8 protein-coding genes are annotated in these 14,789 nt (G+C 67.4%); 1 reads left to right on the forward strand and 7 read right to left on the reverse strand.

The window, feature by feature from the left end; translation table 11 throughout:
• Nucleotides 1–18: 18 nt before the first annotated feature.
• From VK682_RS09055 to VK682_RS09065, 3 genes are all read right to left on the reverse strand, one after another.
• On the reverse strand, nucleotides 19–8,472 hold the full coding sequence (locus VK682_RS09055; protein WP_324781700.1) for a glycoside hydrolase family 94 protein: 8,454 nt from the start codon (nucleotides 8,470–8,472) through the stop codon (nucleotides 19–21).
• Nucleotides 8,469–8,669: a hypothetical protein gene (locus VK682_RS09060; RefSeq protein ID WP_324781701.1), complete on the reverse strand. Its 201-nt coding sequence runs from the start codon at nucleotides 8,667–8,669 to the stop codon at nucleotides 8,469–8,471. Before VK682_RS09060 ends, VK682_RS09055 begins: the two co-directional genes overlap by 4 nt.
• Before the next feature lie 179 nt (nucleotides 8,670–8,848).
• The gene (locus VK682_RS09065) at nucleotides 8,849–9,085 is read right to left on the reverse strand and encodes a hypothetical protein (RefSeq protein ID WP_089845377.1); all 237 of its coding nucleotides are present in this window, start codon (nucleotides 9,083–9,085) and stop codon (nucleotides 8,849–8,851) included.
• Between the two features lie 201 nt (nucleotides 9,086–9,286).
• On the opposite strand from VK682_RS09065, the gene VK682_RS09070 reads away from it, so the two are divergent.
• Nucleotides 9,287–10,018 carry a Crp/Fnr family transcriptional regulator gene (locus tag VK682_RS09070; protein ID WP_324781702.1) on the forward strand — a complete coding sequence of 244 codons (732 nt, stop codon included), beginning with the start codon at nucleotides 9,287–9,289 and terminating at the stop codon, nucleotides 10,016–10,018.
• A gap of 40 nt (nucleotides 10,019–10,058) precedes the next feature.
• Here the strand turns inward: VK682_RS09070 and arcC are convergent, their stop codons facing one another.
• Genes arcC through VK682_RS09090 form a run of 4 tightly spaced genes read right to left on the reverse strand, consistent with a single transcriptional unit; the run spans nucleotide 10,059 to nucleotide 14,732 of the window.
• Entirely contained in the window at nucleotides 10,059–11,024 is a 966-nt protein-coding gene (gene arcC, locus VK682_RS09075; protein ID WP_324781703.1) for a carbamate kinase, read from the reverse strand.
• A gap of 1 nt (nucleotide 11,025) precedes the next feature.
• Nucleotides 11,026–12,027 (reverse strand): ornithine carbamoyltransferase, encoded by a 1,002-nt coding sequence (gene argF, locus VK682_RS09080; protein ID WP_230795640.1) that lies wholly within the window; start codon nucleotides 12,025–12,027, stop codon nucleotides 11,026–11,028.
• A 39-nt stretch (nucleotides 12,028–12,066) separates the two neighbouring features.
• Complete coding sequence (locus tag VK682_RS09085; RefSeq protein WP_230795641.1) at nucleotides 12,067–13,290, reverse strand: arginine deiminase; 1,224 nt, start codon at nucleotides 13,288–13,290, stop codon at nucleotides 12,067–12,069.
• Complete coding sequence (locus VK682_RS09090; RefSeq protein ID WP_230795645.1) at nucleotides 13,287–14,732, reverse strand: YfcC family protein; 1,446 nt, start codon at nucleotides 14,730–14,732, stop codon at nucleotides 13,287–13,289. Before VK682_RS09090 ends, VK682_RS09085 begins: the two co-directional genes overlap by 4 nt.
• Between the last annotated feature and the right edge of the window lie 57 nt (nucleotides 14,733–14,789).

Raw genomic sequence — 14,789 nt, forward strand, 5'->3', positions numbered from 1 at the left:
ACGCGGTGGGGCCGATTTTTAGGGCTGGCTTGTGACCCGCCCTCCTCCCAGCGTCAGCACAAGATCCTGCCTGCCGGGGACAAGCCGCAGCCGCAGCCGTCCGTTTTCGACCGGATGCGCGACACCGTTCAGCTGCGCGGATCCGGCGCCCGTGCCGGTCCCGCCGGGATTGTCGATGGTGATCGCAAGATGGGTCTGCCCCAGCCGCAGCGTGGCCGTGATCCGGGGCCAGTGTTTCGGAAAACACGGGGCAAGCACGATCTCCGGCCCCTCCCGCGTCAGCCCCAGCAGCCCTTCGATCCCGGCGCGATACATCCACCCCGCAGAGCCCGTATACCATGTCCAGCCGCCCCGGCCTTCGTGCGGCGCGGTGGAATAGACGTCTGCCGCCACTACATAGGGTTCGACCTTGTAGCGCGCGGCCTCCTTGGCGGTCAGGGCGTGGTTGATCGGGTTGACCAGCGCGAACAGATCCCCCGCCGCATCGCCATCGCCCATGCGGCAATGCGCAAGGATCGCCCACATCGCGGCATGGCTGTATTGTCCGCCGTTTTCACGCAGCCCCGGCGGATAGCCCTTGATGTAACCGGGATCGAGCGGGGTGTTGTGGAAAGGCGGCGTGAACAGCAGGGCAAGGCCCGGATCGCGCCTGACCAGATGCTCGGTCATGCTGGCCATGGCCGTGGCCGCCCGCCCCGGATCCGCCGCACCCGACAGCACCGCCCATGACTGCGCGATGCTGTCGATGCGGCATTCTTCCGATGTGGCCGATCCCAGCGGCGTGCCATCGTCGAAGGTGCCGCGCCGATACCATGCCCCATCCCAGGCGTCGCGTTCGATGGCCTGCACCAGCGCCGCGCGATGCGCGCTCCAGTGCCGCGCCCGTGCGGGATCGCGGTCTTTCGCCAGCGGGATCAGCGCGTCCAGCGTGGCAACCAGCAGCCAGCCCAGCCAGACCGAGGTGCCGCTGCCGCCTTCACCCACCCGGTTCATGCCATCGTTCCAGTCACCGGTGCCGATCAGCGGCATGCCATTGGCGCCGGTCAGCGCAATCGCCTGATCGATGCCGCGCGCGCAATGCTCGAACAGGCTGGCACGGGTTTCGGACACGGTGGGAAGGAAGAAATCGTCATGCGCCCCCGGCGGCAGCGCGGGGCCGTCCAGAAACGGCAGATCTTCGTCAAGGATCGTGGCATCCCCGGACACCGCCACATATTGCGCCACGCCGTAGCCCAGCCAGACCCGGTCATCGGAAATCCGCGTGCGCACGCCCTGCCCCGAATGCGGCAGCCACCAGTGCTGCACATCGCCTTCGGGAAACTGCCGGGATGCCGCGCGCAGCAGATGGGCGCGGGTCAGATCCGGGCGCTGCGCCGTCAGGGCCATGCCGTCCTGCAGCTGGTCCCGGAAGCCATAGGCGCCGCTCGCCTGATAGAACCCGGCCCGCGCCCAGATCCGGCAGACAAGCGTCTGGTAGAGCAGCCAGCCGTTCAGCAGGATGTCCATCGCCCGGTCGGGCGAGGCGACCTGCACGCCGGACAGCAGATCCGTCCAGTGCTGCCGCACGGCGGCCAGCGTGGTGTCGGGATCGGTTGCGCGATGACGCTCGATCAGCGCCTGCGCCGCCTCGGGCGTCGCCGCCTGCCCCAGCAGAAAGACCACCGTCGCGGTTTCGCCGGGGGCCAGCGTCACATGGCGCTGCAGGGCGGCGCAGGGGTCAAGCGCGGGTCCGGTGCGCCCCGACAGGGGTGCTGCCCCGATGCCTGCGGGGGCGGCCATGCTGCCCGCCGCACCCAGCACCTCTGTCCGGTCCGCGCTGAGGCTGGCACAGTCCGCGCCAAGATCGGCAAAGGCGACGCGGCCCGGAAAGGCCATGGCAAAGGGATTGCGGGCAAAAATCGCCCCCGTCACCGGATCGGCGGAGGTGACAAGATGGGCCGAGGTCGCGGCCCGCGACGGGCCAAGCACCCATTCGGCATAGGCGGTGACGGTCAGCCTGCGCACGGTCTTGCCGGTGTTGCGCAGGGTCAGCTTGGTGATCTTGACCGGATCCTCCATCGGCACGAACTGCACCATCTCGGCGGCGATGTCCTGCGCGCCGTGTTCGAACCGGCTGTAGCCGAAGCCATGCCGCGCGACATAGGTGCCGCGCCCCCGGACCGGCAGCGCGGTCGGGGTCCAGAGCGCGCCGCTGTCGCTGTCGCGCAGATACATCGCCTCTCCGGCGGGATCGCGAACCGGGTCGTTCGACCACGGCGTCAGGGTGTTTTCGCGGCTGTTTTCGGCCCAGACAGCGCCGCTGCCCTCGGCCGAGACCTGAAAGCCGAAGGACGGGTTGGCGATGACGTTGATCCATGGCGCGGGGGTGGTCTGCCCGTCGCGCAGCACGGTGACATATTCGCGGCCATTCTCGGCAAAGCCGCCAGTGCCGTTGAAAAACTCCAGATCCTCGGTGCCGGTCGCGCTGACCGCGGCTCTGGCCTCGGGCAGGAGGGCCCGCGCGGCGGGCGTGTCCGGGCTCAGCGGTGCCCCGGGCGCCAGCGCGTCGATCTGGTCGCCGATGCTGCCCCGGCTGGCCAGCAGGATCACCCGGGCCACCCCGACCAGCATCGCGCGCTGCCCGGAGGTGACCAGATCGGCGCGCAGCACATGGATGGCGCCTTGGGCACCGCCCCGGGGCGCGTCGCTGCGGGGGCGCGACTGCGCGGAGCGCACGGCAACCTCGATGGCGATCTGCATGTCCTGAACGTAAGAGGCGGCGCGGTCGTTCAGGATGACCAGATCCACATCCAGCTGCCGCATCCGCAGGTATTCATGGGCGGCCAGAACCTCGTGCAGGGCGGCGGTATCCTCGGGGTCGCTGATCCGGAACAGCAGGATCGGCAGATCACCGGAAATGCCCATGGGCCAGAGCGCCGATTGCAGATCCAGCCCGGCTTCGATCTGGCCCCCCGTGCCGCGCAGGCGCGGATCGTCGCGCAGGATCATGCCGCCAAGGCGCTGGAAATCGGCGGCGGCGGCAGAGCTGACGCCAAGATGGCGCAGCTGCACCTGACCTTGGGTCCAGGACAGGGTCACCGCGCGTTCAAAGGCGGACGGATCGCGGTGACGGTCCACCTGATCCAGCAGCGCCTCTGGCGTGGCGGCGACCACGGTCCAGAAGGTCACCCGGACCATCCCGCCAGAGGGCACAAGCACGCGGCGGCGCAGCGAAAACACCGGATCGAGCACGGTGCCGGTGGTGTCCGACAGCGGGCTTTGCAGCATCGCCGCCGTGCCGATGTCGCGTCCGCGGCCAATGAACCGCGCCCGGTCGGTTTCATGCTGCAGGGGGGCTGTTTCCTTGCCCTCGACCACGGCGATATGCGCCGCCCAGACTTCGGGATCGGCGGGGGTGCGGCGGCGGCGGGTCGCGATGATGACGCCAAGTTCCGGCAGGAAATCGGTCACCACGAACAGCTTTGAAAAGGCCGGATGCGCCAGATCGGCGGCGGGCGGGGCCAGCACCAGTTCCGCATAGGAGGTGAGGTCAATCTCTCGGGCCCGGCCCCCGGTATTGGTCAGCGTGACGCGGCGCGCCTCGGCATCGTCCTCGGCAGAGACCACGACCTCGGTGGTCATGCTCAGCCGTCGCCCCTGATGCACGAAGCTTGCGTGATGTTCGCAGAAGGTGGCGGAATGGCGGTCCGCATCGGCACCCGTGGGCTGCACCCCGGCGGACCAGAGCGCGCCGGTCCTGACATCGCGGGCAAAGATGAACGACCCCAGCGTGTTCCGGGTCGGATCGGCGCGCCAGCGGGTGATGGCCAGATCGCGCCAGCGGCTGTAGCCGCCGCCGGTGGGGGTCAGCGCCACGCCATAGCTGCCATTCGACAGCAGATGCCCGGTCGGCATGCCCTCAGCCGGGGCATCGAAGCGGCGCACCACCGGCGCGTCAGAGATCTCTGCCGCCGTCACCTGTACGGCGCCCGCGCGCGGCAGGGCGGCGGTGGCATCGCGCGGCACCCGTTCCTGCAGCAGCAGATCGACCGCCCGGATGATCGGTTCGGCATGAAACAGGGTGCGCAGCCGTCCGGCCTGAAGCGTGTTGGCGATGGCGGCGATGGTCATGCCCTGATGATGCGCCATGAAGCTTTGCACGATGGCATGATCCGCGTCGGCAGGCAGGCGCTTTGCGGTAAAATCCACCGCCTCGTAAAAGCCGAAGCGGCCCCCGGCGCCGATTTCGGCTAGCCGGTCGAAATTGCGCAGCGCCGCGCGCGGGTCCACCATGGTGGCAAGCCCGGTGGCATAGGGCGCGATGACCCGGTTTTCGTTCAGCCCCCGTTTCAGGCCAAGCCCGGGCACGCCAAAGTTGGAATACTGATAGGTCATTTCCAGATCGCGGGCGTTATAGGCGGATTCCGACACGCCCCATGGCATCGTATGCGAGGCGCCATAGGCGATCTGGCGCCTGACGATCAGCCGGTTGGTCTGTTCCAGCACCGACCCCGCCGGGGCCCGCATCACCAGCGACGGCATCAGATATTCGAACATGCTGCCCGACCATGAAATCAGCGCCGATCCGGCGCCGACCGGCGTTGCGGCGCGGCCCAGCCGGAACCAGTGCCGGGTCGGCACGTCGCCCTTGGCGATGGCAAAAAGGCTGGCAAGCCGCGCCTCGGAGGCAAGCAGGTCATAACAGTTCGGATCGCGCGTGTTGGTGGAGACGGCAAAGCCGATGGACAGCAGCTTTTTCTCGGGGTCGAGCAGAAAGCCGAAATCCATCGACAGGGCAAGGCTGCGGGCGCGGTCCTCGACGCGGGCCAGATCCGGTGCGCTCTCCGCCGCCGTGTCTTCCAGATGGGCGGCGATGCAGTCCCGTGCGGCGCCGCACCAGAAGGCCAGATCGCTGTCCGGATCCTGCGCGTGGGCCTTGGCCGCAGCGTCGCTGGCCATGGGCTGCAGCAGCGCAAAGCCATCGCCCCGCGCCATGGCGGCCTGCAGCCGGTCCAGCAGCGGCGACAGCTCGGCGGTCTGCGCCTGCTGTGCCAGCGACAGCGCGTCGGACAGGCCCGCGCGGCGGGCGGGCTCGTCCAGCGGCCTGTCCTGCCAGTCCCGGCAGGCCTGCGCCACCGCGATCAGATGGCCCGCAAGGTTGCCGCTGTCCACCGAAGACACATAGGCCGGGTCCAGAACCTGCAGGTCGCGCGTGTCATGCCAGTTGTAAAGATGGCCGCGGAATTTCGGCATCCGCGCCAGCGTCGCCAGCGTCTGCTCCAGCCGGGTGACGGCGGCGATCTGGCTGATCCAGCCCATGTCGCGGGCGACGGTGACGGACAGCAGATAAAGCCCGATATTGGTGGGCGAGGTGCGGTGAAACACGGTCGGAGCCGGGATTTCCTGAAAGTTGTCGGGGGGCAGGAAGCTGTCGGTCTCGGTCACGAAGGTTTCGAAATAGCGCCATGTCCGGCGGGCGATCAGACGCAGGGCCTGCGCCTCTGGCTGGCCCAGCGGCAGCGCGGCGCGGTCGCGCTGCGGCAGGCTGATGCGATGCGCGATGGCGGGGGCTGCAAGCCAGAGCAGCGCAAAGGGCACCACCACCGGCCAGATGCCGGGATTGCGCGTCAGCGCCACGGCGCAGACGCCAAGCCCCAGCACCAGCCCTCCTGCCATCCGCAGATACTGGGCGGTCAGGCCGGGCCGGGCACTGGCACCGGTGGAGGCCGCAGTGACCCATTGCAGCAGATGCCGCCGGGTAACACCCAGCCGGATCAGCGTGCGCAGGCAGGCATCCAGCATCTGCCATGCCGTGTCAGGCAGGAACGTGGTGTTGAGCGCGATCTGCGCCAGCGCGCTGCGGGTTTCCGCCAGCAGGGCCGCGACATGGCTGCGCGAGGTGATCCCGGCGCGCCCTGGCAGGACGGCAAAGGGCAGGCCCAGCAGATGCGGCAGCGCCAGCATCGCCAGCACCGCCAAGGTCCAGACCGCCGCCACCGGCAGGGGCAGAAGCCAGCCTGTGGCCAGTGCGGCCAGCGTCAGCGGCGCCACAAGCGCGCGGCGCAGGTTGTCGATCATCTTCCAGCGGCCAAGCACGGACAGCCCGCTTCCCGACCGCAGCAGCCACGGCAGAAGCTGCCAGTCGCCCCTTACCCAGCGGTGCTGGCGGCGGGTGGCGACATCGTAACGGGCCGGAAAGGCGTCGACCACGTCGATGTCCGAGGCAAGCCCCGCCTTCGCGAACACCCCCTCGAACAGGTCATGCGACAGCAGGGTGTTGTCCGGCACCCGCCCGGCAAGGCTGGCGGCGAAGGCATCGACGTCATAGATGCCCTTGCCGGTAAAGGAGCCTTCGCCGAACAGATCCTGATAGATGTTGGAGGTGGCCGCGGCATAGGGTTCGATCCCGCCGGGGCTGGAAAAGACCCGCTGGAATACCGATCCTTCGCTGCCGACCGGCAGCGCTGGGGTGACGCTGGGCTGGATGATGCCATAACCGCCGGTGACGCGGCGGCTGACGGGATCGACCACCGCGCGGTTCAGCGGATGCGCCATCTTGCCGATCAGCCGTGCCACGGTATCGCGCAGCAGCCGGGTGTCGGCATCCAGCGTGATGACGAAGCGGACCTCTTGTGGCACCCCCGTCTGCGGCAGGAAATTCGTGTCGGTGGCGCCGCGCAGCAGGCGGTTCAGCTCGGTCAGCTTGCCGCGCTTGCGTTCCCAGCCCATCCAGACCCCTTCCGAGGCATTCCAGAGCCGGCGCCGGTGCAGGAACAGGAACCGGGTGCCCTGATCGGAGGGATAGCGGGCGTTGAGCCGGGCCATGGCCGCATGGGCCGCCGCGATCAGCGGCGCGTCCTGCGGCGTGGTTTCGCTGGCCGCATCCGGCCCGTCCGACACCAGCGCGTAATGCAGCGCGCCGCCGGTGCTGGACAGGTGATGCACCTCAAGCTGGTCGATCTGCGCCGCAAGATCATCGGCATCCTGCAGCAGCACCGGCACCGCGACCAGCGTGCGCAGAGACGGCGGAATCCCGGCGGTCAGATCAAGCCCCGGCAGCAGATCCGGGCGCAGGATTCGGGTCACGGCGGTGTTGACCAGCCCGGTGCCAGCTTCGGAGGCGGCAAGCAGGCCGGTGAGCGCCAGCAGGATCAGCGCCAGCCCGCCCGCCCCGCTGAGCCAGAGCGCGAGGGCAAGAACGCCCGCCGTGGCAAGTGCGATGGCGCCCAGATAGCCGGGCAGCCCCAGACGGCCCACCGTCCGCGCCATGCGCAGCCGCAGGCCGGGCCGGAAACCAAGCTCGCGTTCAAAGCGCGGGCGCCCGGGGCCGATCAGGCCGAAGCCGGGGTCACGCGCCTCGTCATGCAGGGCAGCAAAATCCAGCGCCGCCTGCGCCACGGCGATCTCGGTCTGGCCGGAGCCGCGCGCCAGCACCTCGATCGTGGTGCGGTAGCTGTTGCGGGTGGCAAAATCCATCTGCCCAAAATCGGACTTCGCCCGCAGGCGGCTGTCGATCAGGCTGACATCCTCGACAAAATCCGCCCAGTCCAGTTCCGAGGCAAGCCGCATGCTGGTGACGATATTGCGCATCGTCACGTTGGACGCGCCCTGCCGAAGCTGGGCGTTCTGCACCACGGTCTCGATGGAGGATCCCTGATGGTGCAGGCGATCCGCCAGCCATGCGTGCAGCGGCGTGTCGGACGGATCAAAGCCGCGCAGCCGCTTGGCGATCTGCGCCGCAAGGATTTCGTCCAGCGGTGCCGATTCCAGCCCGGCAATCGCGGCGCGCAGCGCCGCCTGCGGGGATTGTGCCGGATCCTTGCGGGCCGCCAGCACCCGGTCGACGATGTCATCGGCAATCCTGCGCTGGCTGTTGCCCAGCGTGATCTGGTCGGCAAGGCGGCGCATGTTCTCGATCAGCACGATCCGCAGCGTGATCGCCACGGCCCACAGTTCCCCGATCGTCAGGGGGCTGACCTGCTGGTAGGATTTTACGAACGCGGCAAGCACCGGCTCCGACAGCAGGCTGTCGGTATGGGCGACATAGGCCCATGCCAGCCCGAAGACGCGCGGATAGCCCGCAAAGGGGCCGTCAGCCAGCTTCGGCAGCTGCCGGTAATACCCTTCGGGCAGATCGTCGTCGATCTGGCGCAGCTGCTGTTCGACAAGGTGGAAATTGTCCAGAAGCCATTCGGCGGCAGGGGTGATGGCGCGCCCCGCCTCCACCGTCCGTGCGCAGCCCAGATATGCCCCCAGCAGGGAATGCGCGTTGTTCTTGACGCGCGCGGTCAGCTTGGGCACCCGCCGCCCCGGAACGCGGGCCACGGTCTGCGCCGCAGCCAGCGTCAGGGCATGATGCTCCAGCCGTTCGGTGCCGAAGAGTTCGGAGCGGATCGCGGTCGTGTCGCGCCACAGGCCGGTTTCAGGCCGAAGGAGTCCGGTGATCCGGCTGGCGGCTTGGCGCAGGGCGTATGCGGTGCCTGCTGCGCTCACGCGCGCTCACGAGGAAGGAGGGTCGTGTCCGCCGTGGGGGCCGGGGCGGCGCTGTTCTCGATGAGACCGGGGGCGTCCCCGGCTGCGCCACTGTCCGCACGGTCGTCTGCGGCATTCGCGGCGGCGGGCGCCGTCCAGTCCGGCCGCACGCGCCGTGTCATGGCCGCCCAGTTGTTCTCGATCTGATTCCAGTTCATGGCAGGTCCTTTCGGGCGCGGGCGGCGAAGGAGGGGGATGGTCCCCGACATGCCGCGCGGCGCAGGTGATGGGGGAAAGGCAGGGGTGTGTGGTCAGGACTAGCGGTCCTGAGCTGCGGCCGCGCTATCATGGATCAGTGCCGCCGGGTCTGCCGGGCGCCCTGCGCCAGATCCCGCCGTTACCTTCGGCGGACCGAGTTTCCGCCAAGGATGATGCCGTTGATCAGTGCCGCGACGGCTTCGTGAAGCTCCGCCTGACCATCCGCGCCGGTATCGTTGGAATGTGCGGCGGCGGCATCGCGCAGGATGCCGAGGATTTCGTGTTCGGGCAGAATGTTGCGGTCGTTCAGCGCAAGCAGGAGCGATTCGCAGATGGCAAGCGCCGCCGTTCCGGGGACATCGTGAATTTCTGACATTTGGTGTGACCTTACATGACCTTACAGGGGCAGGCCCCGGGACAGGAGGTCCGGGACAGGAACATTCCACCTGTCTCGCAGTTGTGTGGTATCCTGCACTGAGGCAGATCAGTCTGACCGACCGTATCGGCACGGCCGCCGCCCGGCGCCCCGGCGCCACACGCCTGACCCCAGACATCTGCCAGCAAAGGAGCGTCGGAATTGACCGCCCTGCAAAGCCCGTTCGCGCGCAAACTTGGCGCCTTCGTCGCCCTGTCCGCGACAGAGATCACGGCCATCGACAAGCTTCATGTCCGCAAGAAGCAGTTTCCCGCCGGTCGGGACATCGTGCATCAGGGCCAGACCAACCAGTCCGCCTATATTCTGGCCTCGGGCTGGGCCTGCTCTTACAAGCTTCTGACCGGGGGCACGCGGCAGATCGTCGATTTCCAGATCCCGGGCGATTTTCTGGGCCTGCGGTCGGTGCTGTTCCGCACGTCGGATCACAACATCGAACCCGTCACGCAGCTGGAAGCCTCCGAAGTGCTGGCCAGCGACCTGCTGGAAACCTTCAGCAACACGCCACGGCTGGCCACGGCCATGCTCTGGGCGGCATCGCGGGACGAGGCGATGGTGGTGGAGCATCTGGTGGGCATCGGGCGCCGCGATGCCAAGGAACGCACCGCGCATTTCCTTCTGGAACTCGGCGCAAGGCTGAAACTGGTGGGGCTGGGCACCACCTCGGGCTATGACTGCCCGCTGTCGCAATACCTGCTGGCCGATGCGCTGGGGCTGAGCGCCGTGCATGTGAACCGCGTTCTGCGCGAGCTGCGCGAAGAAGGGCTGGTGACCTTCCAGCACGGCCATGTGGAAATCCACGATCTTGACGCGCTGGTGCTGCTGGCGGATTTCGACAAGACCTATCTTGATCACGACGGTCCGCTGCTGAAGTGACGCGGCGCAGCGGGCGTCACCCCGCTGCGTCAGCCTGGCATCAGGACAGCCGGGCGCAGCGGTGTTCGGTCACTGACCGATGGTCCGGCGCCAGAAGGTCAAGCCGCACCTGCGTGCCTGCGCGCCCCTCCACGATGTCGCGCGCATCCTGCAGGCGCCCGATGCAGGCCATGGTGCCACCGCCGCGCACGAAATTGCAGGCGGCGGCGATTTTTGGCCCCATCGAGCCTGCGGCAAAGCTCATGGCCGCCAGCGCATCCGGCGTGATGCTGGCAATCGCCGACTGATCCGGCCCGCCCCAGTCGCGGAAAACCGCCTCCACATCGGTCAGCATCAGCAGCACATCCGCCTGCAGCGCCTCTGCCAGCAGGGCCGAGGTGCGGTCCTTGTCGATTACCGCCTCGACCCCTTCCATCCGGCCATCGGCGCCGCGCACCACCGGAATGCCGCCCCCTCCCGCGCAGATGACACAAACCCCGGCCTCGACCAGAAGACGGATCGGCTTCAGCCCCAGTATGGCCACCGGCAGCGGCGACGGCACCACCCGGCGCAACCCGCCCTTCGATTCCTCGACCATCGACCAGCGGTTCCGGGTGCTGATCTGGCGGCCTTCCTCGGTTCCATAGACCGGGCCGATGGGTTTTGTGGGCTGGTCAAAGGCGGGATCCTGCGGATCCACCTCCACCCGCGTCAGCAGCGTGGCACAATCGGTGCCCCGGGGCAGCGCGTTCATCAGTTCCTGCTCGATCAGATAGCCGATCATGCCTTCCGTCTCGGCGCCAAGGATGTCCAGCGGCCAGACCGTCTCCTTTGCATAGGCGGCGGCCTGCAGGGCCATCAGCCCGACCTGCGGACCGTTGCCATGCGCGACGATGATCTGATGATCGCGCGCAAGATCGGCCAGCGCCGCCGCCGCGACGCGCACATTGGTGTGCTGCGCCTCTGCGGTCATCGGCTCGCCGCGTTTCAGCAGGGCATTGCCGCCCAAGGCCACCACGATGCGCATCTCAGGCGCCCATGGTGGCGACAAGCACCGCCTTGATCGAATGCAGCCGGTTCTCGGCCTGATCGAACACGACCGAGGCGGGGGATTCGAACACCTCGTCGGTCACTTCCATGGAGTCGATGCCATAGGTCTGGAAGATTTTCTCGCCCGTTTTCGTGTCGCGGTTGTGAAAGGCCGGCAGGCAATGCAGGAACTTGCTGTGCGGAGTGCCGGTCAGATCCATCACCGCCTGTGTCACCGCAAAAGGCGACAGCAGGGCGATGCGGTCGGCCCAGACGCTGTCCGGCTCGCCCATCGACACCCAGACATCGGTATAGACATAATCGCAGCCCTCGACCCCTTCGGCCAGATTTTCGGTCTGGGTGATGCGCGCGCCGCTGGTTTCCGCCAGCCTGCGGCAGTGATCCACCAGCGCCGCGTCGGGCCAGAGGCTTTGCGGACCACAGAGCCGGACATCCATCCCGATCAGGGCCGCACCCACCATCAGCGACGTTCCCATGTTGCCGCCGGTATCGCCAAGAAAACAGAACGCGATGTCCGACAGATGCTTGTGGGTATATTCGCGCATGGTCATCAGATCGGCCAGAATCTGCGTCGGATGAAACTCGTCCGTCAGCCCGTTATAGACCGGCACCCCGGCGAACTGCGCCAGCACCTCGGCATCGGACTGGCCAAAGCCCCGGTATTCGATGGCGTCATAGAACCGTCCCAAGACGCGGGCGGTGTCCTTCATGGTCTCCTTGGTGCCGATATGGCTGCCCGTCGGCCCCAGATAGGTGACATGCGCGCCCTGATCGAAGGCCGCCACCTCGAAGGCGCTGCGGGTGCGGGTGCTGTCCTTTTCGAAGATCAGCGCGATGTTCTTGCCCTTCAGAAGCTGGGTTTCCGTTCCGGTGGCCTTCGCCTCCTTGAGACTGGCGGCAAGCCGGAGCAGAAGGCGCAATTCGTCGGGTGAAAAATCGAGCAGTTTCAGGAAACTGCGTCCATGCAGATTTTGCGGCATCGGGTCATCCTTTCAGGAAATCGGGCGCCTTGCAGCGCGTCACAGCGCATCGCGGATCAGCGGGCAGGACATGCAGTGCGACCCGCCGCGCCCGCGCCCCAGTTCGGCACCGGAAATGGTGATGACCTCGACCCCCGCCTTGCGCAGCAGCGTGTTGGAATGGGTGTTGCGCTCGTAGCCGACCACGACCCCCGGGCTGAGGCAGAGCAGATTGTTGGCGTCATCCCACTGTTCGCGCTGCGATTCATAGGCATCGCCGCCGGTCGGCACGGTGCGCAGCGCCCGAAGGCCAAGCGCGCCCGCCACCACTTCCAGAAAGGGCCGGGTCTCGGTGGTGACGGTCAGGCCCCCACGTCCGTCCGGGCGCAGCGAATAGGTCTGGATGGCGTCGACCACCTCGGCAAAGACCGTCACCAGATCGCGGTCGCAAAAGGTGAAGACCGTATCAAGATGCATGGACGACCGGGCGCGGGGAAACTGGCAGGCGATCACCCGCTCTGCCCCGCCCCCGGCGAACAGGGAACGCGCCAGCTGTCCCACCGCCTGCGGCGTGCTGCGTTCGCCCATGCCGACCAGCACGGTTGCATTGCCGATGGGCATCACGTCGCCGCCTTCCAGCGTGGCCTGCCCGTGATCGGTCAGCGGATCCCCGAACCAGACCGGAAATTCGGCTGTCCTGAAATCGGGATGAAACCGGTAGATCGCGGCAAGGTTCAGCGTCTCCAGCCGCCGGGCGGGCCAGAACATCGGGTTCAGCGCAACCCCGCCATAGATCCATGCCGAACTGTCCCGGGTGAAGATCTGGTTGGGCATCGGGGCCAGCAGAAAATCTTCGTCGCGCAGCATCGGCGCCACGACCCCGGCCATGGGAATGGGCAGTTCGGTCCGGCTCATGCCTCCGATCAGGATATGGGTCAGCGCATTGGCCGACAGCTCCATCAGGCAGGCATGCAGATCGCGCGCCAGACCCACGCCCACGGAATTGTCGTTGATCCGCGCATCCAGCAGCCAGCGGCGGGCCACGGGATCCGCGACGACCACCTCCAGCATCTCGCGCAGCAGCACCACCTCGACCTCCCGGTCGCGCAGGACATCGACAAAGGCCATGTGGTCGATGCGCGCCTGTTTCACCCAGAGCACGTCATCAAACAGCAGGCTTTCCGCGTTTGCCGGGGTCAGCCGCGCCATTTCCGATCCGGGCCGGTGGACCAGAACGCGGCGCAGCACGCCCGCCTCGGAATGAACGCCATAGGTCAGGGTCATGTGGGGGTGCCTCCCAGCACGGTGGCCAGCGCAAGCGCGGCCATGACGATACATGTCAGGACCACAAGCAGCGGCCAGACAAAGCGCAGCCAGCGCTCATAGGGGACGCGGCCAATGGCCAGCCCGCCCATCACGACAGCCGATGTGGGGGTGATCAGGTTGACCATGCCGCTGGCGGTGGCAAAGGCGGTCACGACCAGCTCGCGCTTGACCTGCGCAAAATCGGCCACCGGCGCGAGAATGGGCATCGACAGCACGGCAAGGCCCGAGGTGGAGGGCACGAAGAACGACAGCCCGACCTCGATCCAGTAGATCACCAGAATGAACGCGGTCCGCGACAGGCCGCCGACGCCGGTTTCCGCCGCATGCAGGATGGTGTCGGTGATGTGGCCTGCATCCATCACCACGACGATGCCGCGCGCCAGACCGATGATCAGCGCCACCCCCAGCAGATCCCGCGCGCCGCTGACGAAACTGTCAACCAGCCTGCCCTCGCCCAGCCGGGCAATGAGACCGACAAGGATCGCTGCGGCAAGGAACAGGCCGCTCATCTCGGCCATCCACCAGCCGCCCAGCACCACGCCCCAGACCATCACGCCAAAGGTCAGGGCGAACAGGATCAGGACGATCTTGTGCATCCCGGTGAAGGTCGCAGCCTCCGCCGGGGCTGCGGACAGGAAATGCGCCTCATTCGCGGCTTTGCGGTCATAGACCAGCGATCGTGTCGGATCGGCCCGCACCCGCGCCGCGTAGCGCATCACAAAGGCGACCGTGACCGCCCAGCACAGCGCAAGGATGACCAGCCGCAGCGCCAGACCGTCTGCAAAGGTCACGCCCGCCGCATCCGAGGCGATGACGGTCGAAAAGGCATTGACCGTCGATCCCAGAACGCCGACCCCGGCGCCCAGCAGGATGACCGCCACCGCCGTCAGCGCGTCATATCGGGCGGCGATCATCACCGGGATCAGCAGGACGTAAAAGGCCAGCGTCTCTTCGGCCATGCCATAGGTCGTGCCCCCCAGCGCAAAGAGCGCCATCAGGAACGGGATCATCCAGATCTCGCGGCCTTTCAGCCGGACCATGGCCCGCGCGATCCCGGCATCTATGGCGCCGGTTGCGGTCACCACCCCGATGAAGCCGCCGATGATAAGGACAAACAGCGACACGTCGATGGCACGGGCAACATAGGTGACGGGGTCGTAAAAGCCCGCGATGGGGGCAAGGATCACGTCGAAGATGCCCTGCGGATCCGCCTCCACCGGCGCATAGCTGCCCGCCACGGGCACCTCCTTGCCAAGTGCTTCGGAGGTGACGCGCTCGTACTGGCCCGCCGGAATGATCCAGGTCAGCGCCGCCACAAGGACGATCAGGGCAAAGAGGATTGTAAAGGCGGAGGGGAAACGGAGCTTGGGTTTCGCGGCGGGCTCTTCGGTGGATGGCATGAGACTGCTTCCCTGAGATGACGCGTCGGGATCACGCTAGCCTGACGGAGGCCGGGC

The sequence above is a fragment of the Salipiger marinus genome, from assembly GCF_035481585.1.
GTDB classification, from domain to species: Bacteria; Pseudomonadota; Alphaproteobacteria; order Rhodobacterales; family Rhodobacteraceae; genus Salipiger; species Salipiger marinus.

Bases quoted from the DNA above. Each gene is read 5' to 3' on its own strand.
- VK682_RS09060 (WP_324781701.1), bottom strand. From the start codon at position 8,669: ATGAACTGGAATCAGATCGAGAACAACTGGGCGGCCATGACACGGCGC.
- VK682_RS09065 (WP_089845377.1), bottom strand. From the start codon at position 9,085: ATGTCAGAAATTCACGATGTCCCCGGAACGGCGGCGCTTGCCATCTGC.
- arcC (WP_324781703.1), bottom strand. From the start codon at position 11,024: ATGCGCATCGTGGTGGCCTTGGGCGGCAATGCCCTGCTGAAACGCGGC.
- argF (WP_230795640.1), bottom strand. From the start codon at position 12,027: ATGCCGCAAAATCTGCATGGACGCAGTTTCCTGAAACTGCTCGATTTT.
- VK682_RS09085 (WP_230795641.1), bottom strand. From the start codon at position 13,290: ATGACCCTGACCTATGGCGTTCATTCCGAGGCGGGCGTGCTGCGCCGC.
- VK682_RS09090 (WP_230795645.1), bottom strand. From the start codon at position 14,732: ATGCCATCCACCGAAGAGCCCGCCGCGAAACCCAAGCTCCGTTTCCCC.